At 59.1% G+C, this 26092-nt stretch carries 21 protein-coding genes; 14 read left to right on the top strand and 7 right to left on the bottom strand.

The window, feature by feature from the left end:
- Window positions 1-2 precede the first annotated feature (2 nt).
- The 3 genes from GKG36_RS11010 to GKG36_RS11000 form a co-directional block, all read right to left on the bottom strand.
- On the bottom strand, window positions 3-398 hold the full coding sequence (locus GKG36_RS11010) for a hypothetical protein (RefSeq protein ID WP_005944061.1): 396 nt from the start codon (window positions 396-398) through the stop codon (window positions 3-5).
- Window positions 399-524: 126 nt separating this feature from the next.
- A complete protein-coding gene (locus GKG36_RS11005) occupies window positions 525-2912 on the bottom strand; it encodes a glycoside hydrolase family 2 TIM barrel-domain containing protein (protein WP_154260702.1) in 2388 nt (795 codons plus the stop codon).
- Window positions 2913-3109: 197 nt separating this feature from the next.
- The gene (locus tag GKG36_RS11000) at window positions 3110-3730 is read right to left on the bottom strand and encodes a flavodoxin family protein (RefSeq protein ID WP_005944067.1); all 621 of its coding nucleotides are present in this window, start codon (window positions 3728-3730) and stop codon (window positions 3110-3112) included.
- A gap of 188 nt (window positions 3731-3918) precedes the next feature.
- Here GKG36_RS11000 and rsmD point away from each other — a divergent pair, with 188 nt between their 5' ends.
- From rsmD to GKG36_RS10945, 11 genes are all read left to right on the top strand, one after another.
- A complete protein-coding gene (gene rsmD, locus GKG36_RS10995) occupies window positions 3919-4506 on the top strand; it encodes a 16S rRNA (guanine(966)-N(2))-methyltransferase RsmD (protein ID WP_044953972.1) in 588 nt (195 codons plus the stop codon).
- A complete protein-coding gene (locus GKG36_RS10990) occupies window positions 4503-4964 on the top strand; it encodes a hypothetical protein (protein WP_005944071.1) in 462 nt (153 codons plus the stop codon). Before rsmD ends, GKG36_RS10990 begins: the two co-directional genes overlap by 4 nt.
- Before the next feature lie 239 nt (window positions 4965-5203).
- Entirely contained in the window at window positions 5204-6169 is a 966-nt protein-coding gene (gene rsmH / locus GKG36_RS10985) for a 16S rRNA (cytosine(1402)-N(4))-methyltransferase RsmH (protein WP_097777433.1), read from the top strand.
- Between the two features lie 36 nt (window positions 6170-6205).
- Window positions 6206-6685 (top strand): hypothetical protein, encoded by a 480-nt coding sequence (locus GKG36_RS10980; RefSeq protein WP_005944079.1) that lies wholly within the window; start codon window positions 6206-6208, stop codon window positions 6683-6685.
- A gap of 127 nt (window positions 6686-6812) precedes the next feature.
- Window positions 6813-9296, top strand: a complete 2484-nt coding sequence (locus tag GKG36_RS10975; protein ID WP_154260700.1) for a penicillin-binding protein 2 — start codon at window positions 6813-6815, stop codon at window positions 9294-9296.
- Between the two features lie 194 nt (window positions 9297-9490).
- Window positions 9491-10873, top strand: coding sequence for a UDP-N-acetylmuramoyl-tripeptide--D-alanyl-D-alanine ligase (murF, locus tag GKG36_RS10970; RefSeq protein WP_118528655.1), 1383 nt, complete (start codon window positions 9491-9493; stop codon window positions 10871-10873).
- 29 nt (window positions 10874-10902) lie between these two features.
- The gene (locus GKG36_RS10965) at window positions 10903-11913 is read left to right on the top strand and encodes a glycosyl transferase family 4 (RefSeq protein ID WP_154260698.1); all 1011 of its coding nucleotides are present in this window, start codon (window positions 10903-10905) and stop codon (window positions 11911-11913) included.
- Window positions 11914-11945: 32 nt separating this feature from the next.
- On the top strand, window positions 11946-13274 hold the full coding sequence (locus GKG36_RS10960) for an FtsW/RodA/SpoVE family cell cycle protein (protein ID WP_120120852.1): 1329 nt from the start codon (window positions 11946-11948) through the stop codon (window positions 13272-13274).
- Window positions 13275-13354: 80 nt separating this feature from the next.
- Window positions 13355-14479 (top strand): undecaprenyldiphospho-muramoylpentapeptide beta-N-acetylglucosaminyltransferase, encoded by a 1125-nt coding sequence (gene murG, locus GKG36_RS10955; protein WP_097774340.1) that lies wholly within the window; start codon window positions 13355-13357, stop codon window positions 14477-14479.
- Window positions 14480-14512: 33 nt separating this feature from the next.
- Window positions 14513-16054, top strand: coding sequence for an FtsQ-type POTRA domain-containing protein (locus GKG36_RS10950; RefSeq protein ID WP_154260696.1), 1542 nt, complete (start codon window positions 14513-14515; stop codon window positions 16052-16054).
- A 27-nt stretch (window positions 16055-16081) separates the two neighbouring features.
- Window positions 16082-17560, top strand: a complete 1479-nt coding sequence (locus tag GKG36_RS10945) for a UDP-N-acetylmuramoyl-L-alanyl-D-glutamate--2,6-diaminopimelate ligase (protein ID WP_154260694.1) — start codon at window positions 16082-16084, stop codon at window positions 17558-17560.
- A gap of 57 nt (window positions 17561-17617) precedes the next feature.
- On the opposite strand, the gene GKG36_RS10940 is transcribed toward GKG36_RS10945, so the two are convergent.
- From GKG36_RS10940 to serC, 4 genes are all read right to left on the bottom strand, one after another.
- Window positions 17618-19720, bottom strand: a complete 2103-nt coding sequence (locus tag GKG36_RS10940) for a heavy metal translocating P-type ATPase (RefSeq protein ID WP_173012959.1) — start codon at window positions 19718-19720, stop codon at window positions 17618-17620.
- A gap of 144 nt (window positions 19721-19864) precedes the next feature.
- Window positions 19865-20146, bottom strand: coding sequence for a DUF6110 family protein (locus tag GKG36_RS10935; protein WP_154260692.1), 282 nt, complete (start codon window positions 20144-20146; stop codon window positions 19865-19867).
- Window positions 20147-20594: 448 nt separating this feature from the next.
- The gene (locus tag GKG36_RS10930; protein ID WP_154260690.1) at window positions 20595-21755 is read right to left on the bottom strand and encodes a phosphoglycerate dehydrogenase; all 1161 of its coding nucleotides are present in this window, start codon (window positions 21753-21755) and stop codon (window positions 20595-20597) included.
- Between the two features lie 15 nt (window positions 21756-21770).
- Window positions 21771-22853, bottom strand: a complete 1083-nt coding sequence (gene serC / locus GKG36_RS10925; RefSeq protein WP_154260688.1) for a 3-phosphoserine/phosphohydroxythreonine transaminase — start codon at window positions 22851-22853, stop codon at window positions 21771-21773.
- 331 nt (window positions 22854-23184) lie between these two features.
- Here serC and GKG36_RS10920 point away from each other — a divergent pair, with 331 nt between their 5' ends.
- The 3 genes from GKG36_RS10920 to GKG36_RS10910 all read left to right on the top strand — a co-directional run bounded on the left by GKG36_RS10920 (window position 23185) and on the right by GKG36_RS10910 (window position 25985).
- Window positions 23185-23607 carry a BlaI/MecI/CopY family transcriptional regulator gene (locus tag GKG36_RS10920; protein WP_097774344.1) on the top strand — a complete coding sequence of 141 codons (423 nt, stop codon included), beginning with the start codon at window positions 23185-23187 and terminating at the stop codon, window positions 23605-23607.
- 15 nt (window positions 23608-23622) lie between these two features.
- Entirely contained in the window at window positions 23623-25089 is a 1467-nt protein-coding gene (rlmD, locus tag GKG36_RS10915; protein ID WP_154260686.1) for a 23S rRNA (uracil(1939)-C(5))-methyltransferase RlmD, read from the top strand.
- A 119-nt stretch (window positions 25090-25208) separates the two neighbouring features.
- Complete coding sequence (locus tag GKG36_RS10910; RefSeq protein ID WP_154260684.1) at window positions 25209-25985, top strand: ParA family protein; 777 nt, start codon at window positions 25209-25211, stop codon at window positions 25983-25985.
- Window positions 25986-26092 lie beyond the last annotated feature (107 nt).

Below are 26092 nucleotides of genomic sequence, written 5' to 3'. Positions count from 1 at the left end.
GCTCAGCTCTTTTTGATGAACTGGGTGCCGCAGCGCGGGCAGGAGATCTGGATGCGGCCGCGGCCACGGGGCACACGCAGCTTCTGGCGGCACTTGGGGCAGCGGTAGTAGTGGTAGAGCTTGCGGTTGGCCCACTGATCCTTCAGACCGCGGAACTTACGGTCTACGCGGTCCTTCAGGGCATAGTACTGGTAGTTCTCCTCCGTGCGCTTGGAAATGTTGCGGCTGAGCGAGCGGTAGTAGCACAACACCAGCAGCACCAGACCCAGCCATGTGAACAGGCTGAAGCGGGTGAGCAGCGAGATCAGCAGCAGCACGATGGACGCGATGCTCAAAAACTGGTTCAGGCCATCGGTACCGTAGCGGCCGATCATAAACTGACGGAATTTTTCTCTCATAACTCCTGCATCCTTTGTTTTGGAATCAAAGCGGGCGTGCCCGCCGTTATTTTACAATTCTTAGGATACCAGTCAACCATGATGAAATTTTGAACAGAGTGCAAATCTATCATGAAGGGACGAAAATTAAGCTTCCCGGCAACGGATGGTCACCACGGCATCGGTATCCAGCGCACCTTCCATGCGGCAGTGCAGCACGGCACGGCCCGCTTCGCCGGTGGTGGCAAGGTAGGTGCCCGCCATGCCGCCGCGCAGCGGCACCACGCTGGGACCAATGATCTTCAGCGGGCCGTCCACGCTCAGCTGAACGGCTTCGCCGCAGTAGGGCAGCAGGCTGCCGTTCTGGTCGATGGCGCGCAGGCTGACAGCGGCACAGTCCCAGGTGGGGCCGTCGGTGAGGATGGGGTTGTGCACGGTGCATTCCAGCCGGACGCTCTGCACCGGTTCCCGCACCACGGTGCGCACGGCGCGGCCATGCCACACGGCTTCAAAACGGTAGGCTGCGCACGGTGTGCCCAGCACGCCGATGTATTTGTAATACATGCGGGCTACCTCGTTCCAGCTCAGCCGCAGCGAAAGCATCCGCGCCTTGGAAAGCGGCGAAAGCTCCATGGCATCCCGGCGCATCTCGTTCAGGATAGCGGCTGTCATCTGGGCGGAGGCCTGGTCCATGCCCTCGTACTTTTCCAACAAAGAACCCACAAAATCGTTGATCTCAATGGGCGGATGCGTCATGGCGGCAAAACGGCCGTGCCGGTCAGGCGTGAACTCGGCAATGTAGTCGTTGCCGCGGTACAGCCGCACGCTTTCGGCGTTGGTGAACACCCAGCAGGCTGTGGGAACGCCGCCGGGCAGGTCGCCCAGTGCCATGCCGGAAGAGACTTTCAGCACGATGTCCGAGGGGGAACGCGGCGTTTTCTGGCTTGCATATACCGCCGCCGAAAGCTTCGGGTTGCGGAACATATCCATCACACCGTGGTAGCAGATGCGGTCGCCGCTGCCAAATTCCCGGTGGGTGTTGTAATCGGCCATGCACCAGCCAAAGCTGCCGGCCACACCCTGCTGCGCAATGGAATCGTTGATCCCGGCGGCATAGCGCAGAGCCTGCACCAGCCGGTGGGTCTCGTCGTCAAAGGGCTTGGTGGGCAGCTGCTGCCCGCCGAACTCGCTGATGAGGTAGCCCTTGCGGGGATCGGAAGTCACCGCGGCGCGGGCTTCACAGGCGGCACCGCGCCCACGGTAAGAGTAATCGTTGTAGGCGTAAACATCCTCCAGCAGCTGGCTCTTGCGGTGGTTCCGCGCGCCTGCCGTGGGGCGGGTGGGGTCCAGCCGGTGGATGGCCTCGTTGGTGCGCTTATAAAACGCTTCGTCGTCGGCGCTGCCGTTCACACGGGCACCCCACAAAAAGATGCTGGGGTGGTTGCGGCACTGGCATACCATTTCGCGGCAGTTCTGCAAGGCCTGCGCCTTCCAGCTCTCGTCGCCGATGTACCGCCAGCCGGGCATCTCGGTGAACACCAACAGGCCCAGCTCATCGCAGGCATCCAGAAACGCCGGGCTCTGGGGGGAATGGCTGGTGCGCACTGCGTTGCAGCCAAGGTCTTTTTTCAGGATCTGAGCATCCAGCCGCTGGATGCTGTCCGGCATGGCATAGCCCTGATAGGCGTAGCTCTGGTGGCGGTTCAGGCCCCGCAGCTCCACGCGTTGACCGTTCAGGTACAGCCCGCCTGCCACGAACTGCACGGTGCGGAAGCCGAAGCGGATGGTCTTTTCGTCCAGCACACGGTCCGGCAGACCGGCAGAGCCGGGGCGGATCAGCTGTACGGTGAGGGTGTACAGGGTGGGATGCTCGATGCTCCACGGGTGCACACCGTTCAGCACGCCGGTGATGGGCAGGGAAAGCTCGCCGCTGTAGGCGGCGCGGCTGCCGGAAGGGCTGCGGATCTCGGCCTGCAGTGTGCAGCCCACCGTCTCACCCACGGTGGAGGTATAGATGCGGAAATCGCCCTCGGCCTTTGCCTCGATGAACACATCCCGCAGGTAAGCGGGCTCCTTGATGTCCAGACTGACGGCACGGTAGATGCCGCCGTAGGTCAGGTGATCGATCTGCCCGCCAAAGGGAGGAATGTTCAGATCCTCGCGGCTGTCGCAGCGCACAGCCACCACGTTTTTCTGACCCAGATGCAAAGCGCTGGTCAGATCTACCGTGAAGGCGGTGTAGCCGCAGGCGTGGTGGAACAGCCGCCGCCCGTTGCAGAACACGGTCGCGTCATGGGCAACGGCACCAAAGGTGAGCAGAACAGTGCGGCCTGCCCACTCTCTGGGTGCAAAAAACTCCCGCCGGTAGCCGCACAGGTACTGGTATTCATTTTCGTTGCAGTAATTGTAGGGCAGCACCCGCACAGTGTGGGGGATGCGCACCGGTTCCAGTTCCAGTCCGCACTCCGGCCGCACCAGTGCCGGGTCGAACCGGGGCGTGAACAGCCAGCCTTCGTTCCAATCGTAGTGTTCCATACAAGGGTCTCCATCCTGCTAAAATCACTTTACATCTTATAGTAACACAAACTTATGAACGAAAAAAGAAGCGGAAGGCGCTTTGAAAAAGGTTTTTTGCTGTTTTTGGCACGAAATGGCGTGGACTGCAAAGAAAAAGAGGCTCAGAGCAGCTTGCGGACTGTTCTGAGCCTCTGGATCAGAAATTGATTTTCCGATCAGCGGATAAAATTGGTCATGGGGCGCTTGGGGTTCTGCGGGTGTTCAAAGCCTGCGGCCCTGCCTGCTTCGATGCAGTGCAGCAGCCATGCCATGTTGCGGCCCAGCTCCTGCATTACAGCGCAGCCCTCGGCATCCTGCAGCACCTGCTCGGCATTGGAGCCGTGCACCATGGCCCAGTAGGAGCCGTTCACCAGCGGCATGTGGAAGAACTGCGGGTACTTTACCAGCTGGTCCAGCGTGGTGGTGGTGCCGGCGCGGCGTGCCGAGCAGCAGATGGCGGCGGGCTTGTAGGCCAGATATCTGCCGCCCGCGTAGGCAAGGCGGTCCATGAAGCTGGTCATGTTGCCGGATGCGGATGCATAGTGCACCGGGCTGCCGAACACGAAGCCATCGGCAGTTTTGGCCTTCTCGATGGCCTCGTTGACCACGCCGCCAAACACGCAGCCGTTGCCTGCGGCACAGCCGCCGCAGCCGATGCAGCCGCCCACGGGTTTGCCGCCGACATGCAGGATCTCGGTGTCCACACCGGCATCGTTCAGTTCCTTTGCAATGAGCGAAAGGGCGGTATAGGTGCAGCCTTTTTCGTGCGGGCTGCCGTTGATGAGCAGAACTTTCATGGGAATACTCTCCTTTTATGCCAGAATGCGCCGCAAAAGCCCGGCGCTGCCGGTTTTATTGTAGCACAAACCGCCAGACGGCGCAACGCGCGGCCCTTGACAAGAATATGCAGTTGGGTGATAATAAAGTGATACAAAAAACGTGTTTGCAGCCACATCTTCCGGCTGCAAGGAGGAGGAAAGAGAACATGCGCGTGATCGCAGGAGAAGCCCGGGGCCGCAGTCTGGAGGCCCTGCCGGGGACCGACGTGACCCGGCCCACCCTTTCGCAGGTAAAGGAGGCGATGTTCAGCATCGTCCAGTTCGACCTGCCCGGCGCACGGGTGCTGGACCTGTATGCGGGCAGCGGCCAGCTTGGCATTGAAGCACTGAGCCGCGGCGCGGCGCGCTGCGTGTTTCTGGACGAGAACCGCGAGGCGGTGAACATCATCATGCGCAACTGCAAGGCCTGCGGCGTGTTCGACCGCAGCCGCGTCAATATCGGCGAGGCTGCGCGGTATCTTTCCGCCTGCCGCGAGCAGTTCGACATCGTACTGCTGGACCCGCCCTTCCGCAATGGTACACTGGAAAAGATCCTGCCTGCGGTGGATAAATGCACCGCGCCCGGCGGCATCGTGCTGTGCGAGAGCGAGACCGGCATCGTGCTGCCGGCCGAGGCTGGTGGCCTGACCCTGAAAAAACAGTACAAGTACGGCAGGGTGCTGCTGTGGAAATACACAAAGCCCATGCAGAACACAGACCCTGCCGAGAACGAACCGAAGGGAGAAGCACTATGAACGTGAACGAACTTTTGGATACCATTGAGGATGCTCTGGAGGAAGGGGCCAATGTGCCCCTTTCCGGCGGCAAAAAGATCGTGGATGTGGAGCAGATCCGGGATTATCTGGACGAGATCCGCGCAAACCTGCCCGGCGAGCTGCGGCAGGCCCAGCAGATCGTGAACGACCGCGCTCAGATCGTGGAGACGGCCAACGCACAGGCGCAGGCCATTGTGAAAAAGGCTGAGGAGCGGGCGCGCATTCTGGTGAGCGAAGCCGAGATCGTGAAGGCTGCACAGCAGCGCGCCGGGGAAATCACCACTGCAGCCCAGAACGAGGCCCGCACCCTGCGCCAGACCGTGACCGACTATTGCGACAACATGCTCAAGAACACCGAGGAAACAATGGTGGAAAATGCGGCACAGGTAAAGAATGTGCGCGCAAATCTGCGCCAGAACGCCAAGAAAAACGGCTGAAGACAGCCTTTTTCACACACAAATTACACATACGGCAAAAACCAAAGTTCCTGCAGGCAGAAATGACGGCCGACAGGGACTTTTTTTGTTGCATTTTGCGGCAAAAACGGGAGCACAAACCCTTGCAATCAGGGGCCTGATTTGTTAAAATAAAACTGTGTTATCGGGTAAAAGTGTGCGCTGTGTGCACAGTGCCCGGAACACGGAAAGCTTATGAACTGAGAAAGGAGGCCGCAGCGATGGAACTTGAAACACAAGCAGCCTTTGACCCGGCCTCGTTTGAGCATATCCCCGTTCTGCTGAACGAGTGTCTGGAGGGGCTTGCCATTGATCCGGCCGGCACCTACCTTGACGGCACTGCAGGCGGCGCGGGACATTCCCGCCAGATCGCCTTGCGGCTGGATGCAGAAAAGGGCGGCAGGCTGATCTCGCTGGATCAGGACCCGGACGCGGTGCAGACCGCGCGTGCCCGCCTTGCGGGCCTGCCTGCCACGGTGGTGCAGATCAACTTCCGCTATGCCGGACAAGCTCTGGAAAGCCTTGGCATCGACAAGGTCAACGGCGCGCTGCTGGATCTGGGCGTTTCCAGCCATCAGCTGGACGATGCGGCCCGCGGCTTTTCCTACCGTGCGGATGCACCGCTGGACATGCGGATGAGCCAGCAGGGCGAAACGGCAGCGGACCTTGTGAACACCGAGAGCCGCGAAGAGCTGGCACGCATTCTGCGGGATTACGGCGAAGAACCTTTCGCATGGCAGATCGCGGGCAGGATCGTGGAGGCAAGGGAGAATTCTCCCATCGAAACGACCCTGCAGCTGGCAGACATCGTGGCCAGCGCCATGCCCCCGGCGGAACGCCGCAAAAACAAGAACCCTTCCCGCCGCACCTTTCAGGCGCTGCGCATTGCAGTGAACCATGAACTGGATGCGCTGGAAGAAGGCTTGGATACCATTTTTGATCACCTTGCACCGGGCGGCCGGCTGTGCGTGATCACCTTCCACTCGCTGGAGGACCGGCTGGTGAAGAACAAATTTCGCCGCTGGTCCACCGCGTGCACCTGCCCGCCGGAGTTTCCGGTGTGCGTATGCGGCGGCAAAGCCAAAGCGAAGCTGATCACCCGCAAACCCATTGAAGCAAACAGTCAGGAATTGGAAGAGAACCGGCGCAGCCGGTCCGCCCACCTGAGAGTTTTGGAAAAATGCTGAACGGCAGAAGCCGTTGTGTGAGGAGGAGAGCAAACCATGGGTCAGGCAGCATATGATTATAACGCGGTACGCCGCAGAAAAGCCCCGCAGACACAGCGCAAGGCAGATCTGCGGGTAGCAAAGGGCGGCAAGCGTCGGCTTTCGCCGCTGCAGGCAGCGGTGCACAACGCCATGCATCTGGTAGCAGCAGCACTGCTGGTGGGGTTTGCCATCAGCCTGCTGTGGAGCGAGTCCAAGCTGGTGGAGCTGAACGACCAGATTCAGGACGCAAAGGCTCAGCTGGTCAGTGAGCAGAGCCAGTATACTTACTATAACAGCACCCTGAACAGCAAGACCAACATCACCAGCGTGGAAGAGACGGCCGGCAGGCTGGGCCTGATGAAAATTGATCAGAGCCAGATCACCTACATCCGTTTGGGCGAGAGCGACACGCTGGAGCGCACCCAGTCCGCTGTGCGGCAGTGGACCGACTTTATCTACAACGGTGCCGTGAACATTCTTGGCACTGTAAAGTGAACCAAATATGGGAAAGCGTGCGGCAGCGCACGCTTTTTCGGTTTATACACCCTGTTTGCAGGGCAGTTCCAAATTTGACAAAAGCGCGGCAGAAGGCAGCAAATGCCCGCTGCCGCAGGAGCATACCATGTCGAAATTCTTCCGAAAATTCATCAAAAAAATAAAAGGCCCCTGGCCGGAAACCAGCACCGGTGCCCGCATGAACCCCAGAACCAGTCTGATCTGCGGCGGTCTGGCCCTTGTGGTCATGGGCCTTGCTGCGGCCCGTGTGACCTACAGCCTGTATGATATCCAGATCAAAAACGGTGACACCTACCGCCAGCTGGCCGCAAAGCAGCAGCTGCTGGATACCACCATCAAGGCCACCCGCGGCGAGATCTACGATACCTCCGGTATCACGCTGGCCTCCACCAGCGTGGTGTGGACCATCTGGGCCGACCCGGACAACAGCAAAATCTTATATACCACCACCGGCAAGGATGAGGAGACGGTGCGCACGCTGGACACGGCCATGTGCGCCGAGGTCAGCCGGGAACTGACCCTGCGCCTGCTTTCCGGCGACGGTGAAAGTCTGGACGCGGTGGACACTTCCTCGGAAGCGTACCAGACCCAGTACCAGAAGGTTTACGATGCACTTTCCAAGATGGACACCAAGTATCAGGTGCTGGCCACCAAGGTGAACAACGCTGTCAAGCTGTCCATCGAATCCTACGTTTCCCAGTTCAACAAGGCACACAAGCGTGCCACTGAGACCTCCCGCAAGGGCAACATCTCGGTCGGCAGCGAGAAGAGCTTCCAGCGCAATTACCCCTACGGAGCGTTTGCAGCGGCAGTGCTGGGCTTTACCGACGCGGACGGCATTGGTACTTACGGTCTGGAAAAATCCTATCAGTCCACGCTGGCCGGTGTGGATGGCCGCACCATTACCCAGCGCAATGCCTACGGCAACGCCATTGCGGACGAAAATGCCACCACCTTTGCAGCCAAGGATGGCTCCAATCTGGTGCTTTCGCTGGATGTGAATGTGCAGGAGATCGTGGAACGGTATCTGAACGAAGCCATTGCAGCCAACACGGTGGAGAACCGCGGCTGCGCCATCGTGATGAACGTCAAGACCGGTGCCATCCTTGCCATGGCTTCCAAGCCGGATTTTGACCCCAACGACCCGCTGGACTACAGCGCAAATCTGGATTACCTCAACGAGCTGGTGCGCGCTGAGCCGGAGCTGTACGGCATCTACAAAAAGGATGAGAACGGCAACGAGCTGAAGGACGCAAACGGCAACCGCATTCTGGACGAGGAGGGCGATTACTCCGGCTACTTCCGCGATATCCAGTGGAAAAACAAGGCCATCACCGAGTTGTACTACCCCGGCAGTGTGTTCAAGGTGATCACCTCGGCCATGGGCGTGGACTCCGGACTTGCAAACATCAACACCACCTTTACCTGCGCCGGTGCTTACGGCGTGGCAAAGGAGACCTACCACTGCGCAGGCCACAAAGCCCACGGCACCATCACACTGGCCGAAGCACTGCGCCAGAGCTGCAATATCTACTATATCCAGCTGGGCCAGCGCGTTGGCTCCCAGACCTTCTATAACTACTTCGATGCCTTTGGCTTTACCAGCCGCACCGGCGTGGACCTGCCCAGTGAGACGGGCTTCATGCAGTATTATAAGGCCAACCAGCTGGGCGAAGTGCAGCTGGCTTCCTCGGCCTTTGGTCAGGCAATGGCCATCACCCCGCTGCAGATGTGCACCGCTGTGGCCGCAGCCGTCAACGGCGGCTATCTGGTCACGCCCCATGTGGTGGATAAGATCACCGATGCAAATGGCAACGTGATCGAGGAGATCGGTGCCAATGTGCGCCGTCAGGTCATCAGCGAGAGCACCAGCAATGTGATCCGCCAGATCATGGAATATGAGGTGGGCGCCGGTACCGGCGGCGGCAAGTATGCCTATGTGTCCGGCTACCGTATCGGCGGCAAGTCCGGCACTTCCGAACAGTTGAACATGAATCGCCGTGCCGACGGTGACTACAAGAAGGTGGCATCCTTTGCCGCTGTCCTGCCCGCCGACGACCCGGAGATCATCGTCTATGTGATGCTGGATGACCCCAACAACGCCAGAACGGACTACTCGTCCCTGCTGGCAGCGCCCGTTGTGGGCAACATCATCAGCGAGATCGCACCCTACCTTGGCATTGCCGCCGACGGCGAGGATCGCAGCCAGACTGTGGTCACTGTGCCGAATCTGGTGGGCACCGAGTGGAGCAGTGCGCAGGTGCAGCTGAACATCAAGGGCCTCAGGCATCAGCTGGCCGAAAGCACCACCAGTCAGGCGGCAGCAGCTGTCACCTACCAGTATCCGCACGCGGGTGCAAAGGTGGCCTACGGCACCACCGTGTACCTGTATACCGATACCTATGAGGGCAGCCATACCGATGTGCCGGATGTGACCGGCAAGAGCGCGGACTTTGCCCGCCAGATGCTGTCTGCCGCCGGATTGAACTGTGTGGTGGAGGGCAATGCGAACGGCACCGTGCAGGCCCAGAGTGCAGACCCCGGTTCCAGTGTGCAGCGCGGCACCGTCGTGACCATTACCTGTGGGTAACAAGAACCCTCTCAGGCGCTTGCGCGCCAGCTCTCCCGAAGGGCGAGCTTTATGAGTGGGCACGGTAAAGTGAATCTTCTGAAGAACGGCACTTTATCGTAAGATGCAAAAGAGCTCCCCTTTCGGGGGAGCTGGCAATGCCGCAGGCATTGACTGAGAGGGTTTTACAAGATAAAAGAGAGGGGACATGAACAATGGAAAAAATTTCTGCAAGCAAGCTTCTGGCAGGGCTGGTGCCCGCAGACTTCATCCGGGAAGAGGTGCAGGTGGAACTGGTGACCACCGACAGCCGCGAGGTGCGGCCCGGCTGCATTTTTGTAGCGTTCCCGGGTGAAAAATTTGATGGCCACGATTTTGCGGCCAAAGCACTGGAGAACGGTGCTGTTTATGTGGTGGTGAACCACCCGGTGGAGGGCGTGCCTGCGGAAAAGGCCATCCTCTGCCCGGACAGCTACCACGCCATGATGGTGATGGGTGCGAACTACCGCAGCCAGTATCACCCCAAGATGGTGGGTGTGACCGGCAGCGTGGGCAAGACCACCACCAAGCAGATGACCTACGCCGCCCTTGCAGGCTTTGGCGAGACCATCAAGACCGAGGGCAACCAGAACAATGAACTGGGCATGCCCCGCACCCTGATGCGGCTGGAAAGCAGCACTGAGTATGCCGTGATCGAGATGGGCATGAGCCATGCGGGCGAGATCGACCGTCTGGCCCGGGCCGCACGCCCGGATGTGGGCATCATTACCTGCATCGGTGTGTCCCACATCGGCAATCTGGGTAGTCAGGAGAACATCTGCAAGGCAAAGCTGGAGATCTGCAACGGCCTGCCGGAGGGTGCACCGCTGGTGCTGAACTATGATGATAAGTTCCTGCGCGCCGCAAAGCTGCCCGCCCACGTGAAGCCGGTATGGTTCAGTCTGGCAGATGAGAACGCTGATGTGTGTGCACTGTCCATCCGGCAGGAAGAGGACGGCATGAGCTTTGTGCTGGAAGATCAGGAAGAGGGCACCTTTGTGGTCAAGATCCCGGCCATGGGCAAGCACAATGTGGCAAACGCTCTGGCTGCCTACTGCGCCGCCACCCGCTTGGGCTGCGACCCGCGCGGTGTCATCAAGGGGCTTTCCAATTTTGAGCAGACCGGCCGTCGCCAGAAGGTGGTGCACAGCAAGGGCGTTACCGTCATTGAGGATTGCTACAATGCAAACCCCGACAGCATGAAGGCCGCGCTTGCCATGTTCAAGGAATTCCCCTGCAAGCGCCGCTTTGCCCTGCTGGGCGATATGCTGGAGCTGGGCGAGCTGTCCCGCGAAGCTCACGAGGAGCTGGGCCGTCTGGCTGCGGAGAGTGATCTGTACTGCCTTGTGACCTACGGCGAAAACGCAAAGCGCACGGCTGTGGTGGCTGCAGCCAAGGGGGTCAAGACCCTCCATGCCAACAACTACCGCGAGGCAGCGGATGCTCTGCTGAACCGGATAGAGCCGGGCGATGCCCTGCTGGTGAAGGCAAGCCGCGGCATGGCGCTGGAAAAAGTGCTGGAAATTTTCTACGCAGAGCAGAAAGATGCCGAAGAATAACCCTTTGGCATGAATTTGGAGATTGAAAAATGATTCGTTTCGCCTTGGTCGTCGCGTCGGTGCTGGGTTTTGTGCTGACTGCGGCGCTCGGCAATATGATGGTGCCGCTTCTGCGGGAGCTGCAGCGTGCGGCACGCGGCACACAGCCGGACAGCGATGCCCCGGACAGCCCGGTGCCTACCATGGGCGGGCTGTGCCTGATGGTGGGCACCCTTGCCGCTGTGGGCGTGGGCTGGCTGGCCGCATGTGCTGCACAGCCTTCCCTGCTTGGCAGCGACCGGCAGATGACCTCCCGCCTGCTCATTGCACTGCTGGGGTCGCTGGCCTTTGGCGCAGTGGGGCTGGCCGATGATCTGGCCCGCATCCGCAGCCGCTACCCGGACGGTTTGGGCCTTGGCCTGCGCCGCACACAGCGCCTTGCACTGGAATGCATCGCTGCAGCGCTGGTGCTGGGCCTGCTGGCACTGAACGGGTGCTTGCCCACAGGGCTGATCCTGCCGGGAGCAGGCTATGTGGAATGTGCGCTGGCACCGCTGCTGTGGGCTGTGCTGCTGGTGGCGATGGCCGAGGCGGCCCGCGTGGCCGACGGTGCCGACGGCACGGTGTGCGGCGCGGCCTTTGTAGCTATGCTGGGCCTGATGATGCTGGAAACGCAGCTGGGCTGGTTCCCGCTGGCAGTATTCCCGGCGGCACTGGCCGGTGCACTGATGGCCTTTCTGCTGTGGGATTTTCCACCGGCGAAGCTGCACCCCGGCCGGTGCGGCTGCTTGTATGCAGCGGGAGCCATTGGCTGCATTCCGCTGTGCATTGGCTACGCAGAGCTGAGCATCCCGCTGGCACTGCCCTTCTGGGTGGAGGGCGGCATGGTGTTGCTGCAGGTCCTGTTCTGCCGCTGGAAGGGCAGGCCGCTGTTTGCGGCGGCACCGCTGCACCGCTGGCTGGAAAAGCGCGGCATGAGTGCAGTGAATATTTTTTACAGCCTGTGCGCACTGAGCGTGTGCGGGCTGGCGCTGGCCGTGCGTCTGGCACGCTGGGCCTGAGCGCCTGATTCTGAAAATAAGGGGGCGTGGCAATGGCAGCCACCCGCAGACAACATAAAAACCAAAAAGAAAGCGCATGGGTGCCGCCGCTGCAGCGGGACCCGGGACCATGGAACCGGCTGCTGCTCAACTGGCTGGCAACGCTGGCCATTATCATGGTGTTTGGCCTTGTAATGCTGTACAGCGCAAGCTACACCACCGGCTACCTGCGCATGGGCGACAGCCTGCACTACATCAAGCAGCAGGCTATCTGCATGGCCATTGGCATTGGCTGTATGGTAGTCATGAGCTATGTGGATCACCGCTTCCTGCGCTGGGCGAGCAAGCCGCTGTACTGGGTGGTGCTGGCCATGCTGGCCGTCACGCTGACCTTTGCACCGCTGAACGGCTGCCGCCGCTGGATCCGTCTGGGCGGCCTGACTCTGCAAACCTCTGAGGTGGCAAAGTTTGAGATGATCCTGCTCTCGTCCCATCTGGCGGCAAGTGCGCCGCAGATCGGCCGGTTCAGCCCGTCGCTGAGAGAAAAAATCAAGCCAAAGGATTGGCTGTTCATCCGCATCGTAAGGCAGCTGATCGTGCCGGTGCTGCCGCTGGTGCCGGTGGTGTTGCTGCTGTTTTTAGAGCCGCACATGTCCGGCATCCTGCTGACCACCGCCATCGTGGGCACCATCCTCATGCTGACCGGCTGCGGCGGTGTATTGACATGGTGCGGGGCCGCAGCGGCGGCTCTGCTGCTGAAACCGGCCCTGACGCTGGTGGAATCCATTGGCTATCTGCAGGACCGCCTGAACACATGGTCCGATGATCTGGAAGCGCTGAACGACCAGACCAAGCAGAGCTTGTACGCCATCGGCTCCGGTGGACTGAAGGGCCTTGGCCTTGGCAACAGCGTGGAAAAGCAGCTCTGGCTGCCGGAAAGCACCAACGACTTCATCTTCAGTGTGGTGTGCGAAGAGTTGGGCTTCATCGGTGCGGTGCTCATCATCGTGCTGTTCATACTGCTCATAGCGCAGGGCCTGATGATCGCCTATAAGGCCGAGAACCAGTTCTGCACCATGGTGGGAATTGGCATTATGGCGCAGATCGCTTGGCAGGTGTTCTGCAACATCGCCGTGGTCACCAACACCATCCCGAATACCGGCATCAGCCTTCCGTTTTTCTCGTCCGGCGGCACCAGTCTGATCTTGCTGCTGGCAGAAATGGGCGTGATGGTGAACATTGGGCGCAACGGAGAGCGGGCGGCGCAGCAGAGGGCAGCGGCCCACGCACAGCGGCAGGCTGCAAAGGCTCAGCGTGATGCGGAGCTGAAGGACCGTACCATCAATCTGGACGATGCCCGCCGTGCGCGCAATGAACTGTAACGACTGTTTTGAGGGCGCAGGCCAGTGGGGAGCTCCCCGATGGCCTGCCCAGATGCACTAATAATAGAGGAGGAATCGTCATGCGAGTTCTGATCGCTGCCGGCGGCACTGCCGGCCATATCAACCCGGCACTTGCCATTGCAGGTGCTATCAAAAAGGCAGACCCTTCTGCCGAGATCCACTTTGCCGGCCGCAAGGAGGGCATGGAGTACCGTCTGGTAGGACAGGCGGGCTATCCCTTCCACCATATCGAGATCACCGGTTTCCAGCGCAGGCTGTCGCTGAACAACATCAAGCGCAACATCGTTACGCTGTGGAATCTGGCCCTCTCTGGCCCCAAGGCAAAGGCCATTATGAAGGAGGTCAAACCCGATCTTGTGATCGGCTGCGGCGGCTATGTGTCCGGCCCGGTGGTGCGCTGTGCCGCCAAAATGGGCATCCACACCGCCATTCATGAGCAGAACGCCTTCCCCGGCGTGACCAACAAGCTGCTGGCACCGGATGTGGATCTCGTGTTTGCCGCCGTGCCTGCTGCTGTGGAAAAGCTGGGCGCACCTGATAAGACCATCGTGGTGGGCAATCCGGTGCGCCCGGAGGTGTTCACCAAGGCAAAGGACCGCGATGCCATCCGCGCTGAGCTGGGCGCGGGCGACCGCACGGTGATCCTTTCCTTCGGCGGCAGCCTTGGCGCACGCCGCGTCAACGAGGTGGTGGCCGACCTGTGTGCATGGGAACAGCACGAGAAGAAGCCGGTGCTGCATCTCCACGCTACCGGCCAGTACGGTGTGCAGCTGTTCAAGGATCTGGAAAAGGAAAAGAACTTCGCGGAAGGCGACGGCCTTGTGGTGAAGGAATACATCAACAATATGCCGGAACTGCTGGCTGCGGCAGACCTTGTCATCAGCCGCGCCGGTGCGCTGACGCTGGCCGAGCTGGAAGCTGTTGGCCGTGCAGCCGTGCTCATCCCCAGCCCCAATGTGGCTGAGAACCACCAGTACTTCAATGCCATGGAACTGCAGAAGGCCGATGCCGCTGTGGTGATCGAGGAAAAAGACCTGACCGGCGAAAAGCTGGTGAGCACGGTGTCCGACATGCTGGCACAGCCCGGCAAGCTGGCTGAGATGGGCAAAAATGCCCGCAGCCTGTCGGTGGATGACAGCCTTGACCGTATTGCAGACGCTTTGATGAAACTGGTGCAGAAGTAAAACAAAACCTAAACCGGAAAGGAGGTGTGCGCCATGCAGCAATACCGCAATAACAGAAACAACGGCAATATCTACGACCTGCGGAAAGACCTGCAGCATACTCCGCCGCCTTCACAACAAAAAGGATCTTCCGGCAGTGCGGACGGGCGCTATGGCTTCAACGGGGAACCGCTGAGCTTTGCGCCGGACCGCACCGCCAATGGTACGGTGCGCCGCACCCGTACCGATAACAGCATCGAGTTTCCTTCGCAGCCGCGCCGCACCGAACAGAGCGGCACCCGGCGCACCAGCGGCCAGAACCGGAACCGTACCGCGCAGCGAAGCCGCACGGCCCAGCCGGAACAGCGTGCATCCGGCACGGCCCGCAAGCCGCAGCAGCGCCGTTCACAGGGGCAGAAGCCGCGCAAGACAGCAGCTCAGGCAGCGCAGCAGCGCTACAAAAACCAGCGTCTGCGCCCGGCACAACAGCAGCCACGCGACCCGGTACAGCGGGAAAAACGCAAGAAGCGCCGCCTGACCCGCGCTGCACTGAAGCGGCGGCGGATGCTGCGGCGGCTGATGGCCTTTGTGACCCTGCTGGCCGTGATCGCCGCCGGTGTCTACCTGACCATGACCATGCTGTTTAAGATCGGCACCATTCAGGTGCAGACGGCGGACGGCACCGTGGTGCAGGAGGTGGGCGGCTATTCCAGCAGCCAGATCCTGCAGCCACTGGGTGTGCAGACCGAAGAGAACATTTTCAGCTTTGACCCCGCCGCCAAGGAAGCGGAGCTGGAAAAGCAGTTCCCGCTGCTGGAATCCATCAGGGTGGTTCGGGATTACCCCAACACGGTGGTGGTGCAGGTGACCGAGGCGGTGCCTACCTATGCCATGCAGACGAAGAGCGGCTGGCTGACCCTCTCGGATCAGTTCAAGATCCTGGCCTGCGAGTCTGCCCAGCCGGAAGAACTCAAGACCCTATACGGCGGCGAGCCGGTGTCGGTGACACCCGGCGACCAGCTGACCTTTGCAGCGCAGGCAGACCCGGCGGCATCGGATGCATCCGGTTCGGCAGCAGCTTCGGCAGCGGTGCAGACGGACGACCGTCTGGATGCGCTGAATGAGCTGCAGGCAAAGCTGGAAGAGTATGGGATGCTGGACGATGTGACCCGCATGGAATTTGCGGACACCGACCAGATGGCATTTTTGTATCAGGATCGTGTCAGTGTGCTTCTGGGTACACGGAACGATCTGGATTATAAGCTGGACCGCGCACGCTATGTGCTGACCAATGCCGACGGCAAGGGTTGTGCCCCTACCGACACCGGCAGACTGGATTTCAGCCATGTCAGCGCGGGCAGCACCCGTAAAATTTACTTTGCACAGGGCCAGCCGACCCTGCCCTCCGGTTATGTTGTGCCGGAAAAGACCGTGCAGGAAGAGCCTGACACCTCTGCTGCCGAGGATACTGCGGCAGACGGTGCAGAGGATGCCGCTGCGGCTCAGCCTGCGGACGATACGGCGGCAGCTGCGGAAGAAACACCGCTGACCGACCCCGCCCGCATGACCGCAAATAACGAAGAAAACCCCATGTGACAAAATGTTTTGAGGAGCGTGTGCAGTATGAAACTGGAACAGTTACTGGAAGGCGTGCCCTTTACCCTTGCGCAGGGCAGTCTGGACACCGAGATCTCGGATATCATCTACGACAGCCGCAAGGCGGCACCGGGCCTTTTGTTCGTGTGCATCGTGGGCACCCAGCGTGACAGCCATGAGTTTGCCGCCGACTGCGCGGCAAAGGGTGTCAGCGCACTGGTCATCCAGCACGACATCGACCTTTCCGCCATGCCGGGCGTGACCGTGGTCAAGGTGGAAAGCAGCCGCTATGCCATGGCCCTGATGAGCGCGAACCTTTTTGGCAACCCGTCCCGCAAGATGACCATGATCGGTGTGACCGGCACCAAGGGCAAGACCACTACCACCCACATGATCAAGAGCGTGCTGGAAGCTGCAGGCCGCAAGGTGGGCATGATCGGCACCAACGGCATTTATTATATGGGCCGCCACAAGGAAACTGCCAACACCACCCCAGAAAGCTACGAACTGCAAAAGACCTTTCGGGAGTTTCTGGACGCAGGCTGCGACACCGCGCTGATGGAGGTTTCCAGCCAGGGCCTGATGATGGACCGCGTGGCCGGTGTGCACTACAATGTGGGCGTGTTCACCAACCTTTCGCCGGATCACATCGGCCCCGGCGAGCACAAGACCTTTGAGGAGTACCGCAGCTGGAAGGGCCAGCTGTTCAAGCGCTGCGATGTGGGCGTGGTGAACATTGACGATGAGAATACCGAAGCACTTCTGGAAGGCCACACCTGCCGCCTTGTCACCTATGGCCGTGCTGAGCAGGCGGACTACCGCGAGACCGGCTTTGAACTGCTGCGCACCCACGATTTTCTGGGCGTGAAGTTCCATGTGACCGGCAAGGACGAGATGGATGTGAAGGTGAATATGCCCGGCGAGTTCAGCGTGTACAACGCGCTGGCAGCTCTGGCGGTGGGCAAGGTGCTGGGCCTGCCGGATCAGGCCATCCACGACGGCCTTGGCAAGTGCGTGGTCAAGGGCCGCGTGGAGCTGGTGCCCATCAGCAAGAAGTTCACCATCCTGCTGGACTACGCCCACAACGAGGTGTCCACAGAGAGCCTGCTCACCACTCTGCGGGCCTACAAGCCCCACCGTCTGGTGGTGGTGTTCGGCTGCGGCGGCAACCGCTCCAAGCTGCGCCGCTACGGCATGGGCGAGATCTGCGCCAAGATGGCCGATTTCTCCATCCTTACCGAGGACAACAACCGCTTTGAAAAGGTGGAGGACATCCTTGCTGATATCCGCGTGGGCATGAACAAGGGCAACCCGGACGCAAAGTTTGTGGAGATCCCCGACCGTCTGGATGCGCTGCACTACGCAGTGGATCACGCGCAGGAGGGCGACCTGATCGCCGTCATTGGCAAGGGCCACGAGACCTACCGTGACCGCGAGGGTGTCAAGACCCCGTTCCTGGAGCGGGAGCTGCTGGAAGAGTATGCACAGCAGATCGGGCTGGAATAACAGATAAAAAATAACGCCGTGTCGAATGTTCGGACACGGCGTTATTTTTTGCGGTAATTATGCTTTCAGCTGCGGAGCCTTGTTCTCCGGCAGGAGATTGGTCATGCTCTTCAGGCTGATGCCGATGGTGGAGAGATTATGCAGCATGGCAGAGGAGGCCGGCTGCAGGATGCCCAGAGCACCCAGCGCGATGAGGGCCGAGTTGAAGGTGAGCACGAAGCGGTAGTTTGCGTGCACGCGCTTTTGCAGAGAGTTGGCGATGGCCTTGAGGGCCACCAGTTCCTCCAGACTGTCAGCTTTGATGGTCACGTCTGCGATCTCGCGGGCGATGGCAGCGCCGGAGTTGATGGCGATGCCAATGTCGGCAGCAGACAGAGCGGGGGAGTCGTTGATGCCGTCGCCGATCATCACCACGGTGTGGCCCTCGGCCTTGGCCTGCTGGACAAAGTTTGCCTTGTCCTCGGGCAGCACCTCGGCAAAGAAGCGGTCCACGCCCACCTGCTTTGCAATGGCGGCAGCGGTGCGCTCGCTGTCGCCGGTCATCATGACGGTGTTCCGGATGCCCAGCGCACGCAGTCCGTTCAGCACAGCGGCGGCTTCCGGGCGCAGCGGGTCGGAAATGCAGATCACGCCCACCAGCTGCCCGCTGGCAGCCATGTACAGGTGCGAATACGCGGGCTTGAGGGCATCGAACTTCTGCTGCTCGGCTGTGGGGATGGTACACTTTTCATCCTCAAAGACGAAGTGGTGGCTGCCGATGACCACGCGCTGGCCGCCCACGCGGCTTGCAATGCCGTGGGCTACGATGTACTCCACCTCGGAGTGCATCTCCTCATGGGAAATGCCGCGCTCCTTGGCGGCACGCACCACGGCGTTGGCCATGGAATGGGGGAAGTGCTCTTCCAGACATGCGGCCAGCTGCAGAACTTCGCGCTCGTTACAGCCGGAGAAGGGTACGACCTCCACTACCTGCGGGGTGGCACGGGTGAGGGTGCCGGTCTTGTCGAACACGATAGTGTCGGCCTGAGACAGCGCTTCCAGATACTTGCCGCCCTTGACGGTGATGTGGTAGCTGCCGCACTCGCGCATGGCGGAAAGCACGGCCAGCGGCATGGAGAGCTTGAGCGCGCAGGAGAAATCCACCATCAGGCAGGAGATGGCGCGGGTGGCGTTGCGGGTGAGCAGATAGGTGACCACCGTTGCGCCCAGACACCATGGCACCAGCTTGTCGGCCAGCACCAGCGCACGGTTCTCGGTGCTGGACTTGAGCTTTTCGGATTCCTCGATCATGGCCACGATCTTGTCGTAGCGGTTGGAACCGCCCTCGGCCTTGGCGATAAAGACGCACTCGCCCTCCTCCACAACGGTGCCGGCATAGAGGGTGGAGCCCTCTGCCTTGCGCACCGGCATGGCTTCGCCGGTCAGGGCGGCCTGATTTACCATGGCTTCGCCTTCCAGCACGGTGCCGTCCAGCGGGATCATGTTGCCGCTGCGCACGACCACCTCATCGCCGGAGCGTACTTTGGTCAGAGGCACCAGCACTTCGGTGCCTTGGCTGCGCACCCACACCTTGTCCACGTTCAGGGCCATGCTGCGGGCCAGATCGTCCAGACTCTTCTTGCGGGTCCACTCTTCCAGCAGAGAGCCCAGATTCAGCAGGAACATGACAGAACCGGCGGTGCCAAAGTCGCCGCGCAGCAGCGAGACGCCGATGGACAAAGCGTCCAGCACCTCCACTTCCAGCCTGCGGCTCAGCACGCAGCGCACACCCTTCCAGAGGAAGCGGATGGAGCGGAATGCCGTGTAGGCAGCGTCAAGGGGTGCGGGCAGGAACAGCTTGCGCAGGCAGCGGCCTGCCACCAAATCGAACATTTTATCCTGATATTCCCGGTTCAGCCTGCGGCTGTCGGCGGAGGTGACCAGAGCGTCATACTCGGCCACATCGAACTTATAGCCTGCCAGAATGGCAATGGCGGCGGTGCGCTTGCCGGTATAGGTAATGACCACATCGCCGGTGCGCTCGTAAACGGCGGCATGGACGATGGCATCATGGTGGTTCAGATAAGCTTCCAGCACATCGGCACGGTGCAAAGTCATGCGGACTTTTTCCACATGCACGCGCATCCGGCCTTTGCCTTCATGCAGAATGGTACATTTCATATATCAAATATCCTTCTCTATCTTTTTGCCGCAGCGTCAGGCTGCTATACCCTGCACGCCTGCGGCCCCACTCTCACAAAAAAGAGCCGCCCGAAGGCGGCTCGAAAGCCACGTTGGGGCTTTCAATGCTTTACGAACCGAAAATTACTCAGCGGTCTCTTCGGTGGTCTCCTCGGCGGCATCCTCGATCACAGCAGCCTCGGCTTCAACAGCACGAGCCTCGTTGATGGCCTTTGCATCGGCCAGAATGTCACCGGCCTGCTCCTGGACCTTGCTGACGGTCTCCATGGTGGAGTCCTTCATGCGCAGCACGGCAGCAGTGGTCTGGGCGTAGACCTTCTTGGCATCCTTGCTGGACAGCAGCTTGAAACCGGCAGAGCCGAACAGAGTACCGGCGGCGAACAGTGCGATCTTCTTGATATCCATAGTAACTTCCCTACCTTTTCTATTTCCTGTCAGAGGCCCTGCACCGCAGGACCTGTAAGATGAATATACCGGCCCAAAAGCCGGAGAACAGGGTGGACATTTCCCTTCTGTCGAGCCTATTGTAGCACAGAATTTACCATTTTCAAGCTTTTTCTTGAATGTTAATACGTGTAAACTTTTTACGATGTGTAGTTAGAAAAAGCTATCTTTAACGCGTTTTTTAAGACAAACTACAGTTTGTAAATGGAAACTAACCGGCAGATAAGACGAGAAAGAATTTCCAGCTTGTAAAAAATCCTGGTTTGGAAATGCAGGCTGCCGCCACGGCCCTTCTCTGTGAAAAAGCAACCCGGAAAAATCCGCAGATTTTTCCGGGTTGCTAAAATAAAAATCGTTTTCCGCTGAAGATGCCCAGAGCGAAGCGGCGGGCATTTTAAACCGTTTTGCTTTACAGGATGCGCACCCGGATCACGGCGGGGATGGCAGCCAGCTTTTCGGCCAGCTTCTTGTCCACAGCACCGGTAGCATCCAGCATGGTGTAGGCCATGTTCTTTTTGCTCTTGTTCACCATGTTCTCGATGTTCAGGCCGGCTTCGGTGGTCAGGGCGGTGATCTGGCTGATCATGCCCGGCTCGTTTTTGTGGATGATGCAGATGCGCTTGCCGCCGGCGCGGGGCTGGTTGACCTCCGGCATGTTCACCGAGTGGATGATGTTGCCGTTCTTCAGGTAGTCGCTCAGCTCTTTTGCAGCCATCACGGCGCAGTTGTCCTCGGCTTCCGGGGTGGAAGCGCCCAGATGCGGGGTGCACACGATGCCGGGCTTGCCCAGAATGGCCTCAGACGGGAAGTCGGTCATGTAGCCGGACACCTTTCCGGTCTCCATGGCTTCCAGCAGCGCTTCGGTGTTGACCAGTTCGCCGCGGGCGTAGTTCAGGATCTTCACGCCGTCCTTGCACAGGGCAAGGGTCTGGGCGTTGATGGTGTCCTTGGTGGTGGGCAGGTAGGGCACATGGATGGTGATGTAGTCGCACAGGGGCAGCATGTCGTTCAGGTTCACGCAGTGGCGTACCTGACTGCTCAGGTTCCATGCGGCATCAATGGAGATGTAGGGGTCGTAGCCGTAGACCTCCATGCCCAGCTCAATGGCGCAGTTAGCCACGCGGGAGCCGATGGCACCCAGACCGATGACACCCAGCGTCTTGCCCTTGATCTCGTTGCCCACGAACTGCTTCTTGCCCTTTTCCACGGTCTTTGCCATGGCGGGGTCGCCGGTCAGGCCCTGACACCACTGGGCAGCAGCAGCCACATTGCGGCTGCCGGCGATCAGCATACCGATCACCAGCTCGGCCACAGCGTTGGCGTTGGCACCGGGGGTGTTGAACACCACGATGCCCTGCTCACTGCAGCGGTCCAGCGGGATGTTGTTCACGCCGGCACCGGCGCGGGCGATGGCCAGAAGATTGTCGTTGAAGGCGGTATTCAGCATGTCGGCGCTGCGAACGAGGATGCCGTCCGGGGCATCGGTGTCCACAGCCACGTCAAACTGCTTGTTGTTCAGCTTTGCCAGACCCACCGGGCTGATGGCGTTCAAAGTTTTGATCGTATACATATCTGAATTCCCCTCTTATGCATTTGCCTTGCGGAACTTCTCCATGAAGTCCACCAGCTTGTCCACGCCCTTGGCGGGCATTGCGTTGTAAATGGAAGCGCGCATGCCGCCTACCAGACGGTGGCCCTTCAGGTTCACGAAGCCTGCTTCTGCAGCTTCGGCGCAGAACTTCTTGTCCAGATCTGCATTGGGGCTGGTGAAGGTGACATTCATGGTGCTGCGGTAGCGGTGCTCCACAGGATTCGTGAAGAAGCCCTGACCGTCCAGATAGTCGTACAGCACTTTGGCCTTGGCTTCGTTGATCTTCTGCATGTTGGCAAGACCGCCGATGTCGTTTTCCAGATACTTGAGTACCAGACCGGTCATGTAGATGCACCAGCACGGCGGGGTGTTGTACATGCTGTCCTTGCCCAGCAGGGTGGTGTAGTTCATCATGGTGGGCACATTGTCGGCGGCATGGCCCAGCAGATCGTCGCGGACGATGGCAATGGCCATGCCGGCGGGAGCTACATTCTTCTGCACGCCGAAGTAGATGCAGCCGTACTTGGTCACATCCACCGGCTTGGAGAGGATCATGGAGCTCATGTCGGCTACCAGAGGCACACCCTCCACCTGCGGCACCTCCACGAACTGGGTGCCGAAGATGGTGTTGTTCTGGCAGATGTGGATGTAGCTGGCATCCTTATCATAGTTGATGGCGTTCACGTCCGGGATGTAGGTGAAGTTCTTGTCCTTGCTGGAAGCAACAATGTTCACCTCGCCGAACTTGGCGGCTTCCTTGGCGGCAAGGTTCGAGAAATTGCCGGTGACAAGGTAATCTGCTTTGCCGGTGGTCATGAAATTCAGCGGGACCATGGCAAACTGCTGGGTGGCACCGCCCTGAAAGAAACCGACCTTGTAGTTGTCGGGAATGTTCATTACCCGGCGCAGGGTGGCCTCGGTGTCCTTGATGATGGCATCGAACCACTTGCTGCGGTGGCTCATCTCCATCACGCTCTGACCGCTGTTGCCATACTCGAGCAGCTCTGCCTGTGCCTGCTTGAGCACCTTCTCGGGCAGCATGCTGGGGCCTGCGCTGAAGTTGTAAACTCGTGCCATAATGAACTCTCCCTTTCCTGTATCGCACAGCACCGCGGTTTTCTGCGGTGCGTTCTGTTGATTGCTGTAGCCGTAGTATACCGGTTTTGCAGGGATGAAAACAAGAGCATCTTTGCACAAAGATACGGCGCAAAAGCCCCTGTGCGGGCACAAAGCACACAAATGTCCTTGATAGAAAAACAAAAACAAAGACAAATGTAAAATAGAGCTGAAAAAGCCTGATTTCATCGGCGTTTCCGGCTCTTGCGCTTTGGCGCAGAGATTGGTATAATAATAAAACAAAGACAAACGTAAAAGCAAAAAAGATGCCAAAAGGAGGGAGAACAGCAGGATGTATGGCATCCCGGACAGTGTAAAGCCGCTTTCGGCGGCAGAGGAGCAGGTCATGCTTGCCGTGTGGGCCTGCCGTGCGCCCGTCACCCGGCGGGACATTGACGCAAAGCTGCGCGCAAAGGGCTGGGCACCGGCGACCGTTCTGAACTTTCTTTACCGGCTGGAAGAAAAGGGCTGGGTGAAAAGCGGCAAGGATGGCAACCGCAATACCTACACTCCGGCCATCACCCAGCGCGCCTACAACGTGTGGAGTATGCGGGAACGGCTGGACACCCTCTTTGGCGGCGACCTTGCGGCGGCGGTGCACGCGTTGGTCAGCGAGAGCGGCTGCGGCCAAAGCGAGCTGGAACAGGCCATGAAGGTGCTGGAGGAAAAGCATCTGGAAGCGGAAGAATATGATCTGTATGACCCTTATGGGTAAAAAGGAGAGCGGAAGATGGATTGCAAACTGCGTGCCAAAAACTGCGGCGGCTGCCCGATGCTGGGCATGGACTACGCCGCACAGCTGAAACAGAAAGAAGAGACCGTGAAAAAGCTGCTGGGCAGATTCGGCCCGGTGGAGCACATCCGGGGCATGGAAACGCCGTACCACTATCGGAACAAGGTGATCTCCACCTTTACCACCGGCTGGGGTGGAAAACTTACCTCCGGCATCTACGCGGCAAACAGCCACAAGGTGCTGCCGGTGGAAAGCTGCCTTTTGCAGGACGAAGTGCTGGATAAGACCATGCTGGCTGTGCGTGCGGCAGCGGGCATCTGCCATTACCAGCCTTTTAATGAGGATAAGGGCACCGGCCTTCTGCGTCACTGCCTGCTGCGGCGCGGCGTTATGACCGGGCAGGTGATGGTGGTGCTGGTGACGGCTCAGCCGGTGCTGCCGGGTGCCAAGAACTTTGTCAAAGCCCTGCTGACCGAAGCCGGAAAGCAGGGCGTGGCCATCACCACCATCGTCCAGAACGTGAACGACCGCAAAACCAGCGTGGTGCTGGGCGATATGGAAAAGGTGCTGTACGGCAAGGGATTCATTCTGGACGAGCTTTGCGGCAAGACGTATGCGCTCAGCCCGCGCAGTTTTTACCAGATCAATCATACCCAGACCGAAGTGCTGTACGGCCTTGCGGTGGACGCGGCGCATCTCACCGGCAAAGAAGTGGTGCTGGATGCCTACTGCGGCATCGGAACCATCGGCCTGACCGCCGCCGACCATGCAAAGCAGGTAGTGGGCGTGGAGGTGAACCGCGAAGCGGTGCACGATGCCATAGGCAATGCAAAGCACAATGGCGTGAAGAACGCCCGCTTCTTTGCCGCAGATGCCACCCGGTGGATCGGCGAAGCCGCTGCGGCTGGTGAACGCGCAGACGTGATCTTTATGGACCCGCCGCGGGAGGGCTCTACGCCGCAGTTTATCGATAGCGTGGCCCGCATGGCCCCGAAACGTGTGGTCTACGTGAGCTGCAACCCGGTCACGCTGGCCCGGGATCTGGAGCTGCTGACCCGGAAGGGATACAAAGTGGAGAGCAGCACGCCGGTGGATATGTTCCCTCACAGTGAGCATATCGAGACGGTAGTTCTTTTATCCCACAAAAAAGCCGACAGTTATATCCACATTGATGTGGAGTTTGGAGAGGGCGAGGGCAAGATTCCGGTAGATAGTATTGCTAAAAGAGCCGAAGCGTACAAGCCCAAAGAAAAAGTGACCTACAAAATGATTAAGGAGTACATAGAAGCGAAATACGGCTTCAAAGTACATACCGCATATATCGCAGAGGTAAAGAGAGATTTAGGCTTGCCAATGTATGATGCTCCTAATGCGGTAGAAGAATTGAAACAGCCGAGGAAGCATCCGACACCAGAAAAGGTAGAAGCAATCAAAGATGCACTTCGGTATTTTGCAGTGATATAAAACTTTACTTACAATCGAATATTTCTTACATAGCCGTTTATTCATTTATTTGAGTAAGCGGCTTTTTTCATCCCTATTTTTCGGAATAGGGATATTTTTTGTAGAAGGAGGAGGTTTATTTGAATACACAAATCATTGCCATTGCCAACCAGAAAGGCGGCGTTGGCAAAACAACAACCTGTGCCAACTTGGGAATAGGTCTGGCACAGGCCGGAAAGAAAGTGCTTTTGATTGACGGGGACCCACAAGGAAGCCTGACAATCAGCTTGGGAAATCCGCAACCGGACAAACTGCCATTTACACTGTCGGATGCAATGGGCAAAATTCTGATGGATCAGCCTATACGCCCCGGAGAAGGTATTCTGCATCATGCAGAAGGCGTTGACCTGATGCCTGCGGATATTCAGCTTTCCGGTATGGAGGTTTCTCTGGTAAACGCCATGAGCCGTGAGACTATCTTGCGGCAATATCTGGACACGCTGAAGGGGCAATACTCCCATATCCTCATCGACTGTCAGCCCTCCCTGGGGATGCTCACGGTCAATGCGCTGGCCGCTGCGAACAGGATCATTATTCCCGTTCAGGCGGAGTATCTGCCCGCCAAAGGGCTGGAACAGCTGCTCTCCACGGTAAACAAGGTAAAGCGGCAGATCAACCCCAAGCTCCAGATAGACGGTATCCTGCTGACGATGGTGGACAGCCGAACCAACTTTGCCAAAGAGATCTCCGCGCTCCTGCGGGAGACCTATGGCGGCAAAATCAAAGTATTCGGCACAGAGATCCCCCATTCTGTCCGGGCTAAGGAAATCAGCGCCGAGGGAAAAAGCATTTTTGCCCATGATCCCAGCGGCAAGGTGGCTGAGGGCTACAAAAATCTGACGAAGACTAACTATTAAAAGTCAAGCCCTAAAATGAAAAAATCCGCCAACCATCCGCTGCCCATGACAAACATCATTCAAATGCTGGCCTTGGAGTAGCGAGGGTGACGGAGAGAACAGCAAAG

The sequence above is a fragment of the Faecalibacterium sp. BIOML-A1 genome (genome assembly GCF_009679715.1).
In the GTDB taxonomy this organism is placed as follows: domain Bacteria; phylum Bacillota; class Clostridia; order Oscillospirales; family Ruminococcaceae; genus Faecalibacterium; species Faecalibacterium taiwanense.
This window is presented reverse-complemented; position numbering and strand designations above follow the sequence as displayed.